Genomic DNA, 18,866 nt, shown 5'->3' on the forward strand with positions numbered 1-18,866 from the left:
CCTTGCTTCTGATGATTGTTAGCGTTTGCTCGTTAATCGCTGCTACTTTTGTCGTCGCTCTTGTCATCCCCGCTCTGGGCCATCTTTTCCCATGCGTTTTCTAACGCCGTGGCGGCGTCGGATGTTCCGGAGTCACCTTGCTCCAGGGCACGGTTCGTGTCGGGCCACACGAGCGGCGGGTCGCCCAAAGTTGCGCTGACGTGCTCGATGGCTTTCGACGCGATTTTCCTGTTGAGGGTGCCGCCCATGACCGCGCCAATACCCAGCGGTAGAGCCTTGGCAACCATGCTGGTGGCGGCCCGTTTACGAATCTTCTTCAGCGCCATCGAGGCCAGCTGGTTATTGACCTGCCCAACAGCCGGCTGGCTCAAAGACCTCAAGCGGAACACACTTCCGCTTCCCAACACTGTCGCGATGGCTTCGTTTGCCGACGACCCATTGATCGCGAGCAAAACGAGCGCGGTGCGGTCCTTGTGACGCGAAATGTCGATTCCTCGAAGGTACGCCGAGGACAGCGTGTACCACGTCGTGAGCTCGAGGAATAAGAACGCATCGCCCGTCGAGACACCTAAAGACGCGAGTGTGCCAACGCCGGGAACCGCAGCGGACGCTCCAGCACCCACACCTGTCGTCGTCGCGAGGCGTCGGAAGTGTTTATTAATGACTTCCTGGACCTGGGCGGGGCGATCCCCTTCGTGCTTGGATTTCACCATGTCGACATAACGCGCAATGGGTCTCACCTGTATTTCTGCGGCGCGTTCGACAGCCGAAAGGATCCGCGACGGCTTTTCATTAGCTTCGAGGTTGTCATTCTCGACGTTATCGCTGCCATCGAGCTCGTCGTCGGAGTGCTTGTCAGAGTGCTTTTTTGATGAGAAACGGTCTTTTATCGCGCTGGGTACAACGTTAAGTAATGAAGCCATGAAGACAATTCTATTAGGAGCCTATGACAAGCGGGTTCTCCTGTGTCCGTGTGTGGACGTGTCGTGCCTGTGGGCTAGGCTGGTGGACGCGATTATGTGTGGTGCGTCGGCGGCTTATCGCTGGGCGCATGACGCAGAATGTACCGGAAGTGAAGAACGCGTCGTTCGGCGTACCGCGTCGTGTGAAGTACAAGGAGATTTGCGTGGCTGCATCGGTAATTGACACTGTGGTGAACCTGTGTAAACGCAGGGGCTTGGTGTATCCGAGTGGTGAAATCTACGGGGGAACTCGGTCGGCGTGGGATTACGGTCCGCTCGGCGTTGAACTGAAGGAAAACATCAAGAAACAGTGGTGGCGGACATTCGTTCAGTCCCGCGGTGACATGGTGGGCCTTGATTCGTCCATTATTCTTCCGCGTGAAGTCTGGGTGTCCTCGGGCCACGTGAAGACGTTCACAGATCCGCTAGTCGAGTCTTTGCACACGCACAAGCGGTACCGGGCTGACCACCTCATCGAGGCCTATGAGGCCAAGCATGGCCACCCGCCGGCTAACGGTCTTGCGGATGTCCCCGATCCAGAGACCGGACAGCCGGGGGAGTGGACGGAGCCGCAGATGTTCTCCGGCTTGATGAAGACCTACCTCGGTCCCGTCGACAATGAAGAGGGGCTGCATTATCTCCGCCCGGAGACGGCCCAGGGCATTTTTGTGAACTTCAAGAATGTTCAGACGACGTCCCGCAAGAAACCGCCGTTCGGTATTGGCCAGCTGGGCAAGGCCTTCCGCAATGAGATCACGCCGGGGAACTTCATTTTCCGGACCCGTGAGTTTGAGCAGATGGAGATCGAGTATTTCGTTCCGCCTGCTGATGCCCCGCAGCACTTTGACCGCTGGGTTGAAGATTGCTGGAATTGGTTTGTTGACCTGGGCATTGATCCCGATCACCTGCGGAAGTTCGATGTTCCGGAGGATGAGCGCGCTCACTACTCCGATCGGACGATCGACCTGGAGTATCAGTTCGGTTTCGCTGGCTCAGGCTGGGGTGAGCTCATGGGCATTGCGAACCGTACCGACTTTGACCTGCAGAGCCACATTAAGGGCTCGGGCGAGGACCTTAGCTTCTTTGATCAGCCCACCGGCGAGCGCTATGTCCCCTACGTCATTGAGCCGTCGTTTGGCCTGACACGCTCATTGATGGCCTTCCTTATCGACGCTTACCACGAGGATGAAGCTCCCAACGCCAAGGGTGGCGTGGATAAGCGCACGGTGCTGCGTCTGGATCGTCGCCTGGCTCCGGTGAAAGTGGCGGTTCTGCCGCTGTCGAAGAAGGACACGTTGACGCCGACGGCGGAGAAGGTGGCGCAGGACCTGCGCGGTTTGTGGAACGTCGACTATGACATTTCGGGTGCGATTGGCCGGCGCTACCGCCGCCAAGATGAGATCGGTACGCCGTTCTGTGTGACCGTCGATTTCGACACGCTGGATGATCACGCGGTGACTGTCCGCGAGCGCGACACGATGGAGCAGGAGCGCGTCAGCATTGACAAGTTGCAGGGTTACCTGGCTGAGCGGTTGGCAGGGTGCTAAATGAAACTATCGTGGGGTCCTCGTAAAGAAGACGGTGGCGTTGCCCACCTCGATCTTTTCCGTGACGACGAATTAATCGCGCGGTTTTCTCAGTCGAGGGAGCTGACATCGGCGCGGGTGAAGCCATCTTCGGAACCGAGTATGGATCCGGAGTCATGGTCGGAGTGGACATTTGTTCCACACACGAAGGGGAGACTGTCCGCGTCAGGGCCTGATGGGCAGAATTTCCACGCTGACCCGCAATCTCAGCGCGAGGGGGAAGAAGGGCAGATCGGGCGTGCGAAACGCGTGGCGCTTGACATGGGGAGCGCCGAGACGTCATCTGCCGATCCTGCTTCGGACAATGCGGGAGTATCCGAATCCATTGGCACGTCGGATGGCGTACCCGCGGTGAACATCGTCAACTGCGGCAAGTTGGACTTCGTGTTCGAGACACCCGATGAGACGAAATTAGGGCAGTTCACCGGCGGTAATCGTGGCGTCCGGCACGTGGTTGTTGAGTTAGAGCCTGGCCAGGAGTCGGCGATGACCACCGAGCAACAGGTGTTCCTGGCCTGGGTTGCCCGGATGCAGTTGGAGTCGCAGTTGGTCACGAGCACCTGGATGTGGACGGTGCTGTTGATCGTGCTCCTGCCATTTATGTTGTTGGTTTTCTTGCTGTAAGACCCGATGGCCGGGAAGCGGGGGTGGCCACTAGGAGAGCGGCGGCCACCGGGCGACCGCCGACCACAGAGGACCGTCGGGGCGCGTTAGAACGCTCCGTCGAATCCGCTGCCCCCGTCGCTGAAACCGCCGTCGCCAAATCCGCCGAAGCCACCAAAGTCGTCGCCGAAGCCATCGCCGAACCCGCCGCCGTAGTTTCCGTATCCTCCGTAGTGGCCACCGCCGTGGAAGAGCGACGAGATCAGCATTCCGGCGATGAAGGCGCCGCCGTTGCCGCCGCCACCGAAGTAACTCTGATTGCGTCGAGTGAAGTCATCGATGTCGTTACGCGTGGCTTGCTCGGCCCGCCTGCCTAATTCGCCAGCGTGGCGTGCCTCCGAGATCGCACGTCGCGTGTCAGTGGTCCGCATCGACTGCGCCTGACTCAATTGCCGTTGAGCGTCAGAGAGCAGAGTTCGCGCCTGCGAGCCGACAGCTTGACCACGGGTCGAGATCAAACTATCCGCTGCCTCAATCTGTGCGGCCGCATCATCGCGCGTCCGATCGAAAACACGAAGCGCCCGGTTACGGTCCCGATCAGAGTCACGCGCTTGTTCAAGCAGCGCGTCGAGCTTTTCATCCGCCTCCAACAACCGCTTGTACATCGCCAGAGGATCAGCACCGGCTCGCGTGAGCTCTCCACCCTTCGCGCTGGTTGATCCACTTTCGTTCTGGTCGCCACCCGTAGTAAGAGCAGCCGCTGGCGTCCCCGTCGGCGCATCGATAGCGCGCGCATCCTCTATCGCATCCCATGCTTCAGTCGCGATCGCGTCCATCTTGTCGAAGTCGAACTGCGAACCCTGAGCACTTGCCCGCGCGCGAAGCTTTCCGGCCTCGGTGAGCTCGTCAGTGATCTCGTCAATGAGGGAGCGAATATTGCTCCGGGCCTCGGCAATGCGCTCGTCGGCCTGCTCGATATCTGTGAGGAGGTCGTCCGCTTGGCCGGTGGTCATTTCCGCGGTGCGGATATATTCCACGAGCCCGCCCTGTTCACCTGCGGGTTGGCGGGTGAGGGCGCGGCCTTTATCGACGGCGCGCTCGGCGTTATCGAGGTGCTCGGTGGCAATATCAACATTGTCCGCAATGGAAGCCAGGGCATCGGAGGCGTATTTCGTACGCAGCTCGCTCAGCGTTGATGACGCTTGGGGAAGCCGGGCGCGAAGAGACACAATGCGTTGGGTAAGTTCGTCGAGCCGTCGGTCTGAATCGATGAGCAGTCCGCGAAGGCGAGCGAACTCGTCCGATTGCTTATCAAGGCCACGGTCAGCTTGCCCACATGAGCTCACAATATCTACAAGCATGGCCTTGCGCTCTTCTTCGGAACGCACCGTTCCTGAATTAATTTTGCTGCGCAGCTGGAACGCCCTTTCCAGGGTCCGCTTTGAGTGATCCATGGCTCGCATGAAGGGCCGTGCCCGGTCTTCTCCGAATTCCGCAATGGCCAGCCGGAGTTCATCATCGGCTGTTCGAATCGACGCGTCCGTACTCGTGAGTTCTTCCTGTGCGCGTTCCTCCAGCACGGAATACGGCAATTCGTTGAGCGACGTCGTGTCATCCGGATTGATGGTTTGAGCATCTTTGACCATCGTTTCCTGCTGCTTCTTGGTGCGCCGCCGGTTCATGTACCACACGCCGCCACCTGCCGCAATGATGGCGATAGCTCCACCGCCCAGCCAGAACAGTGCCGCCGAATTATCATTCGCATCCTTCGCGGCGTCGATCTTGTCGCTAATGACGGTATTCCAGTCGGGGTTATCCTCCGCGAGAGGCTCCTTGGCGGCCTCATACGTCTTCTTTGTCACGGCATTGCCGACGTTCCGCCCCCCGTACACCCCCTGCGTGCGCTTAGTGACGTCGAAAGCCACGATAAGCACATTGGACTGCGGGTTCTCCTGGAACCGCTCGTGCGCCCATTCTTTCCCCGACATGCTGCCAAAGCTGTTGGCGATGTAGACAGTCATGGCGATGTCATCGTCGACCTGTAGCTTCTTGATTTTCTCCGTCAGGTCTTTCTTCTGACTGTCGGTGAGGGCCCCAACGCTGTCATTGATGCGTTCACGGGTGGCCACACTAGAACCGCTAGTGTCGGTGGTTGATCCTGTGGAGTCACTTTGAGCGACGACGTTGGTCTGCGCGGTTTGTGCCACCTGAGCTGAGGCTTCGGGCATGGTTGCGCTGCCCAGGAGTACCCCGCCCGTGAGTGTGAGCGCGGCTGCGGTTGCCGTGAGCCGCGCACCACGTCTGCGGGCGGTGCTCGCCGAATGGGCGACGTGTGTGGTGTGCTCAGTGGTGTAGTGGTCGTTCCGGATGACTGCCATGATCTAAAGAATAGAGAAAACTGTGGAGTGTTTGCCTACACGCGTGTGCATGGGTGTAGGTTAGCGGGCTGTACCTGGCGGTCGTGGATGGAGGACGTGTGGGGCGTTGGTTGGGCCGGACTCTCTGGCGTGTGGTGGTTGGTGCCGTATTGGTCACCGCTGTATTGGTCTGCGGTACGGCGTTGCGAATTTGGCAGTTTGCCCGCCATGATGACGACACTCCCTCTGATGTGATCGTCGTGATGGGGGCCGCACAGTACAACGGCACGCCGAGTGAATGGTTCGCTGCGCGCCTAGACAAGGCGGCCACGATGTACCAGGAGGGCACTGCCCCCGTTATCGCGACTTTGGGCGGCAAACAGGAGGGTGACCAGTACACGGAGGCTGAGGCCGGAAAAATGTACTTGGAGAAGCTGGGCGTCCCGTCGTCGGCAATTGTTCCCATCAGTGATGGCTCGGATACCTTGACCTCTGCGCGGACCCTTGCGGAGTACTCGCACAATGAGAATCGTCATTGGTCTTCGGCCGTGGTGGTGACCGATCCGTGGCACGCGTTGCGTGCGCGCACGATGGTTCGGGATCAAGGGTTTACGACGCATTCTGTGTCGACTCGTCACGGGCCGTCGGTATGGTCGCGCGACGCGCAGTTTTCGGGGATTCTGCATGAGACCGGAGGTTTGATTTTTTATCAGGCGACGCATCGATCCAATGTGATCTCGGAGCAGAATGTTGAGGATTTGTTGAAGTAGGCGCGCCTCTAATTTTTTGCGGCGTGTAGTGCGACAATAGCGGGTATGAGATTGCGGATGGTGTACCCGTATTCAGAGCAGGATCATGAGCGTCGTGTGGTGGAGGGGCCGAAGGGGGCCCAACCGGCGGGTTCGACGCCGGAAATGCGGGACGATTTCGATCGGGATCGTGCCCGGGTGCTGCATTCCGCTGCGTTGCGTCGGTTAGCGGATAAGACGCAGGTGGTCACTCCGCAGACGGGGGATACGCCGCGGACCCGTTTGACCCACAGTCTTGAGGTGGCTCAGATCAGTCGGGGTATTGCGGCCGGGTTGGGGGTGGATACTGATTTAGCCGAGTTAGCGGGGCTTAGTCATGACATTGGCCATCCGCCCTATGGTCACAACGGGGAGCGGGCTTTGGATGAGCTAGCGCAGGATTGTGGAGGGTTTGAGGGGAATGCTCAGACATTGCGTATTTTGAGCCGTCTGGAAGCGAAAGTATGCGATGTTCGCGACGGTCACCCGGTGAGTGTTGGGTTGAATTTGACGCGTGTGTCGTTGGATGCGACGTGTAAGTATCCGTGGACGGCATCGAGCCCGCAAGGGGTGGCGAGGAAGAAGTATTCGGCCTATGACGAGGATGCTCCATTGTTGGAGTGGATCCGTCGTGGTGCTCCCAAGGGCAGGAAGTGCCTGGAAGCCCAGATTATGGATGTCAGCGACGACATCGCGTACTCGGTACATGACGTGGAGGACGCCGTTTTGTCCGGCCGCGTCAGCCTCAACGTGTTGTGGGATCTGGTCGAGATTGCCCAGTTAGCGGAAGAGGGCGCGGGTGTTTTTGGCGGCGATCCCGATGAGCTCGTCGACGCTGCTGATCGGTTGCGCCAGCTGCCGGTCATTGCCGAGGCGGCTGATTATGACGGAACATTGGCCGCGTCGGTGTCTTTGAAGGCGATGACATCGCAGCTGGTGGGCCGCTATATTTCTGCGACGGTCGCTGCTACTCGACGTGCGATGACGAATGGGGACGAGTCGGCGTGGACGGAGGAAATGGCCGCGGGGAGGTTTTCCAACGATTTGGTTGTGCCACCTGATATTGTGGCCGAAATCACGCTGTTGAAGTCCGTGGCCGTGCTCTACGTCATGGATCAGTCGCTGCATCAGAAGAACCAGGAGCGTCAGCGTGATCGGCTCTTTCGCGTGAAGGATTATCTGTATGCGGGCGCGCCGACGAGCTTGGATCCTCTGTACCAAGGCTGGTGGAATGAGGCCTCGACGGATGCCGAGCGGTTGCGCGTCGTCATTGACCAGTTGGCTTCGATGACAGAGTCGCGGCTCGAGCGGTTGGATAGGTCGGCTCGGGATTGGTCAGTAGGGTGGAGTTAGTTTTCCTGCATCTCACAGAATGATGAGTAGTGGTCGCTGGTGTAATACCACACGTCGGGGTGCGTGGCGGTCGAACCACCCGTAATGATCCTGGCAGGCCCGCGGCTGTGATCCATCTTATCCTCGTCGACGGTGTATTCGCGGTAGTAGTTGTTCTTCTTGTGGGGGAGTGCGTTCTCGTAATTCCCGAAGTGGGAACCGTCCTTCTGTGGGTAATCAAATGGCCCGCCGGACTTGATATCGTCGACGACCACGCGTGCCTGATCAGGCAGCTGGTTCGCGTTGCATGCTGGGATGGAGTTCGACCGCCCCATATGCGACGAGCTGCCGCCCGAGCCTCCCGATCCGCTCGATGGCTCAGTTGATGACTCGTTGCTCTGTGATCCGTTGTGGCTCGGGTTGTTGACGGAATCCCATCCCCACAGGCCGAATGCACCCGCCACCACAGCACCAAGAATCGATGTCAACGTACGAAGGGACAACACGTGACGCCCTCGTCGAGCGTTCTGTGATCCGCCTTGTGTGTTCTTCTGAGGTGCATCCGGCATGGTCGATATTGTGTCATAATCTGGCGAAGGTCACGGCACTCCTCGAGCTTGACATGACGACGTAGCATAGTTGCCATGGCCAGAGGACGAATCCCGGAGAGTGACATCGATGCGATCCGTGAGCGCACGCCCATTGAGGAGGTCGTGGGCGAATATGTGCAGCTGAAACCCGCCGGCTCAGATTCGCTCAAGGGGCTATCGCCCTTTAAGGATGAAAAGACCCCCAGTTTCCATGTCCGCCCGAACAAGGGCTACTACCACTGCTTTTCGACGGGGAAGGGTGGCGACGTTTTCAGCTTCCTCATGGAAATGGAGCAGGTGTCGTTTCCTGAGGCTGTGGAGCAGTGTGCGGAGCGTATTGGCTACACCATTAACTATCAGGGTGGCGGACCGGGGCGTCGGGAGGAGCCTGGGACTCGTCAGCGGCTCGTCGCGATTAACAAAGCCACCCAGGAGTTTTACCGCGAGCACCTGGATACCGATGAAGCTGCGCCGGCACGGCAATTCTTACTTGATCGTGGGTTCTCTCAGGAACATGCGGAGCAATTCGGGTGCGGCTACGCGCCAGGCGGATGGGATACGTTGACAAAGTTCCTGCTTCGCAAGGGTTTCGATGTCAAAGAGTTGGAGGCCGCTGGGGTAACTTCTCAGGGACGTCGTGGGCCGATCGACCGTTTTCATCGACGCCTAACGTGGCCGATTCGTAACACTGCGAATGATGTGATTGGTTTCGGCGCTCGCAAACTCTTCGACGACGACAAGCTGGGGAAATATATGAACACCCCAGAGACCTTGTTGTACAAGAAGTCGAAGGTACTGTTCGGGATTGACCAGGCGAAGAAGAACATTGCCGAGCGCCACCAGGCGGTCATTGTTGAGGGCTACACCGATGTGATGGCTATGCACGCCGCTGGGGTGACCACAGCCGTCGCCGCGTGTGGAACAGCATTTGGGGCGGAACACTTGCAGATGGTGCGGCGTCTTATGTTGGATGATTCCCATTTTCGCGGCGAGATGATTTATACCTTTGACGGTGATGAAGCCGGGCAGAAAGCCGCTATGCGCGCCTTCGAGGGAAATCAAGAGTTTCTGGGTAAAAGTTTCGTCTCGGTCGCGCCGAATGGTCAGGACCCATGCGACTTGCGCTTGTCCGGCGGTGATGCCGCAGTTCGGGATTTGGTGATGTCCCGGATTCCGATGGTGGAGTTTGTCGTGCGTACGACGCTTGCCTCATTTGACCTTCACACACCGGAAGGGCGTTTGCAGGCCATGGAAGCTGTTGCGCCCGCGGTCGCGAGCGTCAAAGACACCACGTTGCAGAAGGCGTACGCCCGGAAGCTGTCTGGGTGGCTCGGTTGGGATGACGTGAGCGACGTCGAAGCCGCTGTCCGACGAGCCGCTCGCAAGCCACAATCGTCCGGGCTGAAGCGTGGACGGGCGCGTCAGCAGAGGAATACCTGGAGCGTGAAATCCCCAGCCGCGAATGGCCCACAGAGTTCCAGCCAGCCGCGTTTCACCAGGCCGAACCCTCGTAATGGTGAACTCGCCGGCGAACGTGAGGCGCTCAAGATCGCCCTGCAAGAACCAGCTGCCGCCGCTGAATTGTTCGATGTATTGCCCGCCCAGAGCTTCCGGCACCCGACCTATCGGGAAGTATCCGAAGGGATCCGTCGCGCCGGGGGGTGTGCCGCAGCCGCGGATGTCGAGTCCGGCGGGAACTCGTGGGTGACGAAGGTTATTGAGAATCTTCCGCAGCCGATGGGGGAGTCGATGGTGACTGAGCTCATGGTGGAGCCTATCCACTATGAGGGTGAAAACATGGAGTGGTTCGTGCGGAGCACGATGGTCCGTCTTCAGGCAGTGTGGGTGGGCAACCAGATTGCCGAACTCAAGTCGACGCTGGAACGGCTGCGGCCTAGCGACGATGAGTACAACAACTTGTTTGGCGATTTGGTGGCGCTAGAGCAATATAGGACCGGTTTAATTAAGCAGGCGACGCAGCGGCCTCTATGAGGCCAGCTGGATGCATCTGTTGCGACCGTATTTCGTACACGCCCCACCCTGTGTTACCTGCGCGGCGTGTCCCGCCGCCGTGTCAGTCCTCGTCGGGGACGTAGATGGTGGTGTCGTCGTGCCGGGTCCTGATATTCCGTGCCCGGAGTTCTCGCATCCGCGGTTCCGGGTCCAGAGCGTTGGCTAATGCCTTCCTCCCCGCGTGGAGGGCCGATTTGGCGACGGGGGAGTTGATCGCTGCCTCATAGCCTCGTCGGATCTGGTCGTAACGCTTCCGACCTGCCTTCGTGCCCATGACGTAGCCCGCTGTGGCACCGGCGATGAACGTAGTCAAACGCATGTGTTTTCTTTCGTGTGGTGTCTTCGGTTGGAATTAGAACTCTTCGTACTCGTCGGGGTCTTGGTCCTTCTCACGGCCGTCGGGCTTCGTGAGAGCATTGATCGCCTCGATCTCATCGCTCGTCAGCGTGACATGTAGGGAATCGAGGTTTTCTTTTTGACGTTTTTCCGACGCGGATTTCGGAATGGCGAGGCTCCCGATTGCCCGATGCCATGCAAGAACAACCTGGCTGACGGAAGCGTCATGGTTCTTCGCGATGGAAACAATGGTGTCTTCTTCAAAGACGGCGCCTCGGGCGAGGGGGCTCCACGCCTCTGTGATGATTCCGTGTTCCGTGTCATAGGCGCGGGTTTCAGTCTGGTTGAAGTACGGGTGTAGCTCGACTTGGTTAATGACGGGAAGTTCGCCGGTTTCCCGTTCGAGGGTGTCCAGGTGCTCCGGTGTGAAGTTGCATACACCGATGTTGCGGATAAGTCCGCGGTCCCGGGCTTCCATTAATGCTTTCCACGCCTCAACGTATTTGCCCTGCTTCGGATTTGGCCAGTGGATGAGGTACAGGTCGATGTAATCCAGCCCAGTGCGATATAGGGATTCCTCAATGGCGCTCAGTGCCTGGTCATGTTCGTGGTATCGGCCGGGAAGTTTACTGGTCACGGTGACGTCGCCGCGCGAGACAATTCCTTTATCAATGGCCGCGCGAATCCCCGCGCCGATGGTGCCTTCATTTTCGTAGTTGTAGGCAGAGTCGATGAGCCGATAGCCCATCGTGAGCGCAGTCTCAGTGGACTGCGCCCCGCTTTTTCCCCAGAGCCGGTACGTACCAAATCCCAGCGCAGGAAGGGTGTACCGCTCGGTGGACAGAATGGGAATTGATTGTTGGTTATTTGTCGCGGAGGAATCGGTCATAGGGCTAGTGTAACCACGCTCGCTGATGACCGGCCATGGGAAGTCGTGGGATCCCGCGATCCGAGTAGGCCTCACGCGCGCCAATGTCGGGCCAAACTCTGTGTCGAGACCAGCCCGATGTTCGTTTAACACGTTGTCCGGTTGTTCGTGGCAGACAAGGAACAGCTAGTGTTGATAGCGAACTTAAATGCGTTTCTGTTCTACGTTTTTCGTATCGCCGCGAGCGAAGGCGCGCACCCACGGTGGTTGCTCCTCTTTTAGTGGCGACGTCTGCCTCGTGGTCATATAGGTGGCGGGGTAGCAGTTAGCTGTGGTCGCACTGCGTTTGCGTAGGGCCGGGACGGCTTTAACCACTGGGAGGACCTCGTGGACTCTAAGGAGCCATCGTCTGCGTCGGACAGCCAATTCGCTGGCCGAGCTGGTAGTGTGGACAGTGCGTATGACCCGTGGAAGGGTGATCCGTCAGGCGTGGATGACGCGTCAGCGCCGGAAGAACGAAATGCGCCGGTGTTTCCGTTTCTTACGTTCGATCCAAGTTTGAAGGAATTGACCTCGTCGGGTGGCCGCCACCGGCGCCGTGAAGTCGATGTTCTCCGCCCCGAAGACGAGATTTCTTTCATGGGGCACCCGCTTACCGGTGGCGGACAGCGCCAGCGGCAGGATGAGTCGGGGCCCTCGGGCGCGGGTTACCCGGGGTTTCCTTCATCGCCGACGGATGCGTCGGGCTATGACGGCGAAATCCTAGAGGGCGAAGTCCTCGGTACCGACGCCGCGGCAGACGACGCGCCGGGCCGAGATAATGGTTCTTCCCATGATCAGGGCCTTTATACCCACGCCTCGCAAGATGCGTTCGATCGTCCTGAAGTTCGGGACACGGATGCTCGTCCCGACGACCTCATGGGTGGAGACGGAGACGTCGACAGTGATGAGGTGCCTGCCACTGATGCAGCAGCGCCACAGTCCTCTGCAGTGAAGACCAAGCCTGCAACAAAGACGAAGCCTTCCACAAAGAAGGCTAAATCCTCCGCAGCGAAGACAAAGCCGGCCGAATCGGTCAAGAAACCGACCGGCCGTCGTTACCCTCACGCGAAGTTTTGGTCCACCGTAGCGGGATCTGTTGCCTCGCTTATGATGACCCTTGACATGACGATCGTCCTGGTGGCACTGCCGGATATTGGCGAGAGCCTCAAGTTGTCGTTGTCGGGTTCACAGTGGATCGTCAACGCGTACACCCTGGCGTTCGCAGCACTGTTGCTGGGCGTCGGCAGCCTCTCCGACCTCGTGGGACGCCGAGGCATCTTCATAGTCGGGCAGTTGGTGTTCGTCGCGGCATCGGTCGGATGTATGACGGCGGATGCCGAAAACTGGATGATTGTGGCTCGAGCTATCCAGGGCGCCGGGGGTGCCATGGTCTTCGGGTCCAGTTTGCCCCTCCTTTCCGACGTTTTTGGCCCTGGCGAGGAAAAACAGCGGACGAGCGCGGTAGCTGTGTTCATGGCAGCCGGTGCTGCGGCGGTGGCGTTGGGTCCACTCGTCGGTGGCGCCATTGTTGAATTCTTCGACTGGCGTTGGATCTTCGCGATCAATATTCCGATCGGGCTACTGATCATTGTGGGAACGTTGATCGGTGTGCCAAAAGACGCGCAGCAGTGGCGTCGGCAAGCTTTGGAAGACAGGAAAGCGCGGCTACTCGCTGAAGGGCACGTCGACGAAGCAGAAAAGCTTGAAGACCAGCAGGTTGAAGAGACGGTGCCGCCGATCTCGTGGCTCACGCTCATCGTGGCGTCGGTGTTCCTCTTTGCCCTGAACTATGCCCTCCTGACCGGCCCGGATGATGGCTGGACTGACGGCAAAGTCTTCATTGGTTTCGGCGTCAGCCTGGCTGGTTTGGTCCTCTTGGTGTGGATGCAATTGGCCAAGGGCGACAAGGCCATGATCGACGTCCGCATGTTCGCCATCCCGTCCTTCTCTGCAGTGACCATTGTTGCGTTTGCCGCCCGACTGTTCAGTTTCGGGATGATGCCGTACATCGTTCTCTGGCTATCCGGGGCGGTCGGCTTAAGCTCTCTAGAAGTTGGGTACGTGACGACGGCGCTCGCTATCCCGATTATTCTGTTCTCGCCTGTAGCGATTCAGCTGGGTAAGAAGATCAGGGTTTCTGCCATTCAGGCCTTGGGAATGATCATTATTGCCGCTGGTCTGCTTCTCGGCCTGAAGCTGAACTCCAACTCTGGCTGGGTGGATATCATTCCGATGTACATCGTGGTCGGCATCGGGACCGGCCTGATGCTTCCGCACTTGATGGACGTTGCTGTCTCTGTTGTTTCTCCGCGTAAAACGGGTACCGCGACTGGTATTGCCAACACAGCTTTCCCCTTGGGGACGAGTTTCGGTGTGGCCATTTATGGTGCGATTCTGACAGCGGCAACGTCATCGGGGTTGAAGGCAGTGTCCTTCCCGACGGCATCGGTGATGAATACGCAGGCGGGTGCGCAGCAGTTGCCGCCGGGAGTTCCGGCGCCTGCGCCTCAGTTGCCGCCGGGAGCGGTGTTGTCGCCGGATAAATCGACTATCACGATGGATGCTCCGCAGAAGATTGTCGATTTAGCGTCGAGTGGGCAGTTCCCGCTGATTCGCCAGCACGCCCCGATGTTTGCTGACAAGGCTTTGGAGTCGTACATCAACGGGTTACATAACGTGCTGATTATCGCTGCGGTGCTGGCTGCTGTCGGTGCTCTTGTCGCACTGATTTTTATTCGCGACAAAGACCGTTATGAAATTCGGAGCCAGAAAGAGCACAGCTAGGACTTATCGTTAACAGCGAAACGGCCACTCACACATATTGATGTGGCCGTTATTTTTGTGGTTGGCTTGGAGTTATTTTAATAGGAACCCTGCACACTGTGAAGAAACAGTAACAATTAATCAAAAACAGTGTCTTAATTAACATAAATGAGTTAGCATCAGTTCATGTAGTGAGCGTGCTGCCACTTATGTTCCATATGCTCTCCATTGATTGAAAGGGTTTCTAGGACGATGAGTCACATCGATTTATATAGCGAGCTTTCTTTGGATCGTTCGCTAGATAGTGAAGAGATTGATAAACGGTTAGCTCAACAGCTTGCAGAAACGCCTGAGAGTGACAATGCGCGCCGGGATATGTTGGCAACCTCGCGAGCTATTTTGGGTAATTCGCAGCGTCGGGCTGTTTATGATAAGGGTCTTGCCGATCCCAACTCGCCCGAGTGGACTGTTCGCCGTTTGCACAGCCTAGCTAGTGGTAAAGACGCTGATTCAAATGGTTCCGTGACATCAGGGTTCACTCCTACGCAAGCTGATATTGGGAGTTCGTCGGCCGAGTCTACAGGCGAAGGAACTTTTGCTAGGCATTCGGCACTGTCATACGAATCGCCTAGTAAGCCAACAACCTCGGTTAACCGAGGTGCGGCTAGCTTCAGGAATGGGAGTAACAATTCTGTCGAGAATAATTCCCCAGCGGGTTTTCAGTCCAACGATTTCGGTAGTCCACAACCGAATAACGGAAATGATGCCTTCGGGCAATCGAGTTCGTCATCATCTGTCAACATTGATTTGGCAAAATTCGCGGTAAGCCCGGAGCGTAAACGGCGTGAATCGCTGATGTGGACCATCGGTCTGGGGATTATTGCCATTGTGTGGCTGTATCTGGGTATTCGGCTGTTGGGAGTTGCGTTCACATCCGGTTCTTCATCATCGGGTGACGATAGCTGGATGTCTGACCTTGTTGACTCAGCGAATAAAGCTGACGCTTCGTTGGGTGTGCTCTTAAACATCGTGTTTACCCTGCTTCACACCGTCGCAATGCTGGTGTTTTTGCAGCTGTTTTGGAACATTCGCGTCTTGTTGTGGAAAAGGGTTCACAAAGATGGCGCCCAATCAACCGGTGAATAAGGTTTTATCGTTTGCTGGAATTGAACCACGCTAAGGCATGAAAGTGCCCTTCCCGGTGGAAATTCTTGCACCGGGAAGGGCACTTCAGTATTTATATATCGCCATTCTTTGGGTGTGTGAGTAGGTTTACTCTTTTGCCAAGCCCAACTCCTCATCGTTCTCTCCTTTAAGACTGAGGGCTTTCCCTTCAAATCTGTACTCAATCACATCGTCCTTGGTGATGGATTTCTTTTCTTGAGTGCTGAGTGAAAATGCGCGTCCGTCGCCCCAATCTTGTTTATGTATTAGGAATGCTCTTTTTGGGCGATTTACTTTACCGGCAAGTTTGGCTTCAAGGTCATCGTCGTCATACGATTTCAGACTGAAATTATCTCCGTCAACCTTTAATATCACTTCATTGCCGCTCGAGTCGGACTTACTCCATTTTCCGTCTGAAAGCTTGTCGTTCGATGAACATCCAGAGAGTAAAACTGAGGAGACGAGAGAAATGCTAACGAGGGGGAGTAGTTTATTGCGCATTGGGGGCCTAATCGTCGTAAAGGAGAGGCATAGGGAGCTTTGGGTTATGTCGGTGTGGTCGGAGAGCTATCCCCGTGTTGTGCTAGCCCCAGCCATTTTCCGCTGTTTGGGTGTTTGAGGAATTTCCGTTGGTCTGTTGCGGCTGGTTGTATCCGCCAGCGACACCAGGATTTTGATAGTTGGATGGGTTTGCTTGCTGGCCTCCTCCCTGTTGCGGAGTGTTGAATTGCGACTGTGGGGCTTGGTTTTGTGGGTTGTAACCGATGTACTGGTTAAACCCATTGGAAAAGTTGGTCACGTCCGCGTGCGCCAGGGCGGAAAGGTCGACTTCGTCTTGGCCATCAAAGTTATCGGCAATCACCAGCCTCGATCGGTATGAGTTGGCAGCCAGGCAGATGGTGAGCAGCATGCAGATCAGTGACACGATCAGAATCAGTGGGCTGATCGTTCCGTTGGGATGTTCGCTGTAGTATTCGTCGATTCCAGGCTTCTTCGCATGGAAAGAGCTGATAAACCAAATCAGGCTGAGAACAAAAAGGAACGCCGACGTAATTAAATAGGTGAGGTCAAACGTTTTCTTCGGTTCGGTATGTGATACTGAGCCCAACTCGATGTTATTGAGCCGATTACCGAGGGGAATTAAACCGAACAATAAACGTGGCCGGTTAATGGCGATGCGCTTGTCAGTAACCGCTAACGTGGTTTTCTGCCAGAAGGTAATCAGTCTCGATGGAACCTTAGTAAGGTGGACGCCATTTTCGTTGGGGCGCAAAGAAACGTTGAGATCAGACATATTCTATTTTTATCATTGTCGCTAACTTCGGTCTATGGCCTTAGGGTACGGTACCCGCATTATGGTGGGCGTCGTATGGATGGATGAGGCGGCGACACTATGGAACCGTGCTTAGCGGTTCGCGCGCATAAGCCCAGTTCAATCCACTGATTTGCCTCTGCTGTGGTCTCTCTGTACAGTTCTATCTCGTTGCGGACATCATCCGCAGAATCCCCCATAGCTCAATTGGCAGAGCATTCGACTGTTAATCGAAGGGTTACTGGTTCGAGTCCAGTTGGGGGAGCTTTTTCATATCCACGGGCCTGTGCTGTAACGGCCCGTGTTTTTATTTTTTACCTTCTTTTCCCGGCTGGTCACCCGTGTCTTTCACGTGGCGTAGAAACCGGGTGAAGCAATAGCGGTATTCTCCCGATCGTTTGCTATCATCCTCACGGGGCTATAGCTCAGTAGGTTAGAGCCACGGACTCATAATCCGTTGGTCGCGGGTTCGAGCCCCGCTGGCCCCACATCATCCCTTGTCTATTCTCGTAGGCAAGGGATTTTTAGCTTCACATGGTTCAGATTGGTGAATAACCATGGACATTATCTCCGTCTATCGCATTATCGACTTAACCGGCGTCTTCATCAACGGCATTCTGGGAGGCGCCATCGCGCGTCGTCGAAAATTCGACGCTATCGGGTTCGGCCTCCTTGCTATTTTGTCTGGCCTCGGCGGCGGTTTGCTCCGAGATACGCTCCTTCAACACGGTCTCCCCGCTGCATTAAAAGAGCCCATTTACCTCGGCGTCGCATTATCGGGCGGACTCGTCGCCATGACAGTCTCGCTAGAGCGGGAACAGTGGAACAAACTCCTCAAAATCGGCGACGGCATTGTCCTCGGAGTGTGGGCAGTAACCGGAACAATAAAAGCCCTCAACGCCGGGTTGCTATGGCCCTCCGCGATGCTCCTTGGCATGATCACCGCGGTCGGCGGCGGGATGATCCGCGATATCACCATCGGTGTTGTCCCCGCGATTTTCGGCGGTAACACCCTTTATGCGACGTCGGCACTGCTCGGTAGCGGGATGATGGTGCTTTTTAATAGCTTCCAACTTCAAACCGTGGGCATGGTGGTCTCAGCGTCGTTTGCCTCCATCTTGTCCATCGTCGCCTACTTCAAAGGGTGGGGCTTGCCCAATAACCCCGATTGGGCACCAGTTACCATGACAGCAGGTCAACTCCGACGGCTCATGCTCACGCGCGCTATGGTTGAACCTGATGAACGATTGGCCCGTAAACAACGCCGCAAGCTCCGTCGACGGAAAGATGACGGGGGATCCCACTCGAGTATTTGAGCTCGCTAGCGTCACCAAACTCCTGACTTCCCGCGCTGTGCTAGTCGCCGTGGAAGAGGGAGTCTGCGACCTGACAACCCCCGTAGGTCCAGCGACTGTGGCGCATTTGCTCGCCCACGCTAGCGGCGTCGGGTTTGCCACGACCGAACCTGAAAAGGCCCCGGAAACTCGACGCATCTACTCGTCAGCCGGTTACGATATCCTCGCGGACTACATCGAAAAAGAAACCGAGATTCCCTTCCCGGAGTATCTGCAAGAAGCGGTGTGCCAGCCCCTGGGAATGACCCAGACTGAACTCTATGGATCGGCTGGTCACGGCGCGCGATCCACACTGCACGACATGGATTTGTTCGCCCAGGAAATGATTAATCCCCAACTGGTGGCGGACCCTCACTATGAAGTGTGGTACCCGGATCTGGCCGGCGTCGTCCCCGGCTACGGCATGTTCAAACCGTGCCCGTGGGCTCTGGGGCCTGAAGTGAAGGGGAAGAAAGGACTCCCGCGCGAACGGGGAGGGTCGGGCCGTGAACACTGGACCGGCACCGCTTTGCCCTCACACACCGTTGGCCATTTCGGGCAAAGCGGAACATTCCTGTGGACCGTCCCAGGTGAGCACTACGCTGTGGTCCTCACCGACCGGGACTTCGGCGACTGGGCTAAACCGTTGTGGAGCGAATGGAACGATGAAAAGGCCCGTGAACTCGGATACGGTGCGTAACTCACCGGTTGTTACTGGCCATGAGCGGGTTATGAGCGGGGGAGTGGACCGCTAACGAGGGACTCGCCGACTAGTACCATCGGTCACACTAGTTAACATGCGCAACATGTGTTATG

Annotated in this window: 16 protein-coding genes and 2 tRNA genes; 11 read left to right on the forward strand and 7 right to left on the reverse strand. The window is 57.1% G+C overall.

Features of this window, described 5'->3' with window-relative positions; genetic code table 11:
- Positions 1–32 precede the first annotated feature (32 nt).
- Positions 33–923: a hypothetical protein gene (locus KCQ76_RS07625; RefSeq protein WP_052722341.1), complete on the reverse strand. Its 891-nt coding sequence runs from the start codon at positions 921–923 to the stop codon at positions 33–35.
- 203 nt (positions 924–1,126) lie between these two features.
- Here KCQ76_RS07625 and KCQ76_RS07630 point away from each other — a divergent pair, with 203 nt between their 5' ends.
- Together KCQ76_RS07630 and KCQ76_RS07635 are read left to right on the forward strand one after the other, a co-directional pair.
- Entirely contained in the window at positions 1,127–2,509 is a 1,383-nt protein-coding gene (locus KCQ76_RS07630) for a glycine--tRNA ligase (protein WP_046203056.1), read from the forward strand.
- Entirely contained in the window at positions 2,510–3,172 is a 663-nt protein-coding gene (locus KCQ76_RS07635; RefSeq protein ID WP_052722340.1) for a hypothetical protein, read from the forward strand.
- 86 nt (positions 3,173–3,258) lie between these two features.
- On the opposite strand, the gene KCQ76_RS07640 is transcribed toward KCQ76_RS07635, so the two are convergent.
- A complete protein-coding gene (locus KCQ76_RS07640; RefSeq protein WP_052722339.1) occupies positions 3,259–5,529 on the reverse strand; it encodes a TPM domain-containing protein in 2,271 nt (756 codons plus the stop codon).
- A 98-nt stretch (positions 5,530–5,627) separates the two neighbouring features.
- On the opposite strand from KCQ76_RS07640, the gene KCQ76_RS07645 reads away from it, so the two are divergent.
- Positions 5,628–6,278, forward strand: coding sequence for a YdcF family protein (locus KCQ76_RS07645; RefSeq protein WP_052722338.1), 651 nt, complete (start codon positions 5,628–5,630; stop codon positions 6,276–6,278).
- 60 nt (positions 6,279–6,338) lie between these two features.
- A complete protein-coding gene (locus KCQ76_RS07650) occupies positions 6,339–7,649 on the forward strand; it encodes a deoxyguanosinetriphosphate triphosphohydrolase (RefSeq protein ID WP_102215053.1) in 1,311 nt (436 codons plus the stop codon).
- Here KCQ76_RS07650 and KCQ76_RS10865 read toward each other — a convergent pair.
- Positions 7,646–8,197, reverse strand: coding sequence for a guanyl-specific ribonuclease (locus KCQ76_RS10865; protein WP_082089897.1), 552 nt, complete (start codon positions 8,195–8,197; stop codon positions 7,646–7,648). The two genes, KCQ76_RS07650 and KCQ76_RS10865, sit on opposite strands and share 4 nt — an antisense overlap.
- A 75-nt stretch (positions 8,198–8,272) precedes the next feature.
- On the opposite strand from KCQ76_RS10865, the gene dnaG reads away from it, so the two are divergent.
- Complete coding sequence (dnaG, locus tag KCQ76_RS07660) at positions 8,273–10,210, forward strand: DNA primase (RefSeq protein WP_046203052.1); 1,938 nt, start codon at positions 8,273–8,275, stop codon at positions 10,208–10,210.
- Positions 10,211–10,292: 82 nt separating this feature from the next.
- On the opposite strand, the gene KCQ76_RS07665 is transcribed toward dnaG, so the two are convergent.
- Positions 10,293–10,550, reverse strand: coding sequence for a hypothetical protein (locus tag KCQ76_RS07665; protein ID WP_046203051.1), 258 nt, complete (start codon positions 10,548–10,550; stop codon positions 10,293–10,295).
- A 33-nt stretch (positions 10,551–10,583) separates the two neighbouring features.
- The gene (locus KCQ76_RS07670; protein ID WP_231725383.1) at positions 10,584–11,456 is read right to left on the reverse strand and encodes an aldo/keto reductase; all 873 of its coding nucleotides are present in this window, start codon (positions 11,454–11,456) and stop codon (positions 10,584–10,586) included.
- 366 nt (positions 11,457–11,822) lie between these two features.
- On the opposite strand from KCQ76_RS07670, the gene KCQ76_RS07675 reads away from it, so the two are divergent.
- Complete coding sequence (locus tag KCQ76_RS07675) at positions 11,823–14,261, forward strand: MFS transporter (RefSeq protein ID WP_060941942.1); 2,439 nt, start codon at positions 11,823–11,825, stop codon at positions 14,259–14,261.
- 231 nt (positions 14,262–14,492) lie between these two features.
- Entirely contained in the window at positions 14,493–15,386 is an 894-nt protein-coding gene (locus KCQ76_RS07680; protein WP_046203050.1) for a hypothetical protein, read from the forward strand.
- 126 nt (positions 15,387–15,512) lie between these two features.
- On the opposite strand, the gene KCQ76_RS07685 is transcribed toward KCQ76_RS07680, so the two are convergent.
- Together KCQ76_RS07685 and KCQ76_RS07690 are read right to left on the reverse strand one after the other, a co-directional pair.
- Positions 15,513–15,905, reverse strand: a complete 393-nt coding sequence (locus KCQ76_RS07685) for a hypothetical protein (RefSeq protein ID WP_146003170.1) — start codon at positions 15,903–15,905, stop codon at positions 15,513–15,515.
- A gap of 82 nt (positions 15,906–15,987) precedes the next feature.
- On the reverse strand, positions 15,988–16,698 hold the full coding sequence (locus KCQ76_RS07690; RefSeq protein ID WP_046203048.1) for a hypothetical protein: 711 nt from the start codon (positions 16,696–16,698) through the stop codon (positions 15,988–15,990).
- Positions 16,699–16,908: 210 nt separating this feature from the next.
- On the opposite strand from KCQ76_RS07690, the gene KCQ76_RS07695 reads away from it, so the two are divergent.
- The 4 genes from KCQ76_RS07695 (at position 16,909) to KCQ76_RS07710 (ending at position 18,750) form a co-directional block, all read left to right on the forward strand.
- Positions 16,909–16,981 (forward strand) — tRNA-Asn (locus KCQ76_RS07695).
- Positions 16,982–17,130: 149 nt separating this feature from the next.
- Positions 17,131–17,204 (forward strand) — tRNA-Ile (locus KCQ76_RS07700).
- Between the two features lie 69 nt (positions 17,205–17,273).
- Positions 17,274–18,032 (forward strand): trimeric intracellular cation channel family protein, encoded by a 759-nt coding sequence (locus KCQ76_RS07705; protein ID WP_046203047.1) that lies wholly within the window; start codon positions 17,274–17,276, stop codon positions 18,030–18,032.
- Positions 17,956–18,750: a serine hydrolase domain-containing protein gene (locus KCQ76_RS07710; RefSeq protein ID WP_046203046.1), complete on the forward strand. Its 795-nt coding sequence runs from the start codon at positions 17,956–17,958 to the stop codon at positions 18,748–18,750. The genes KCQ76_RS07705 and KCQ76_RS07710 overlap by 77 nt, the downstream gene beginning before the upstream one ends.
- Positions 18,751–18,866 lie beyond the last annotated feature (116 nt).

It is taken from the genome of Corynebacterium parakroppenstedtii (assembly GCF_019754935.1).
GTDB classification, from domain to species: domain Bacteria; phylum Actinomycetota; class Actinomycetes; order Mycobacteriales; family Mycobacteriaceae; genus Corynebacterium; species Corynebacterium parakroppenstedtii.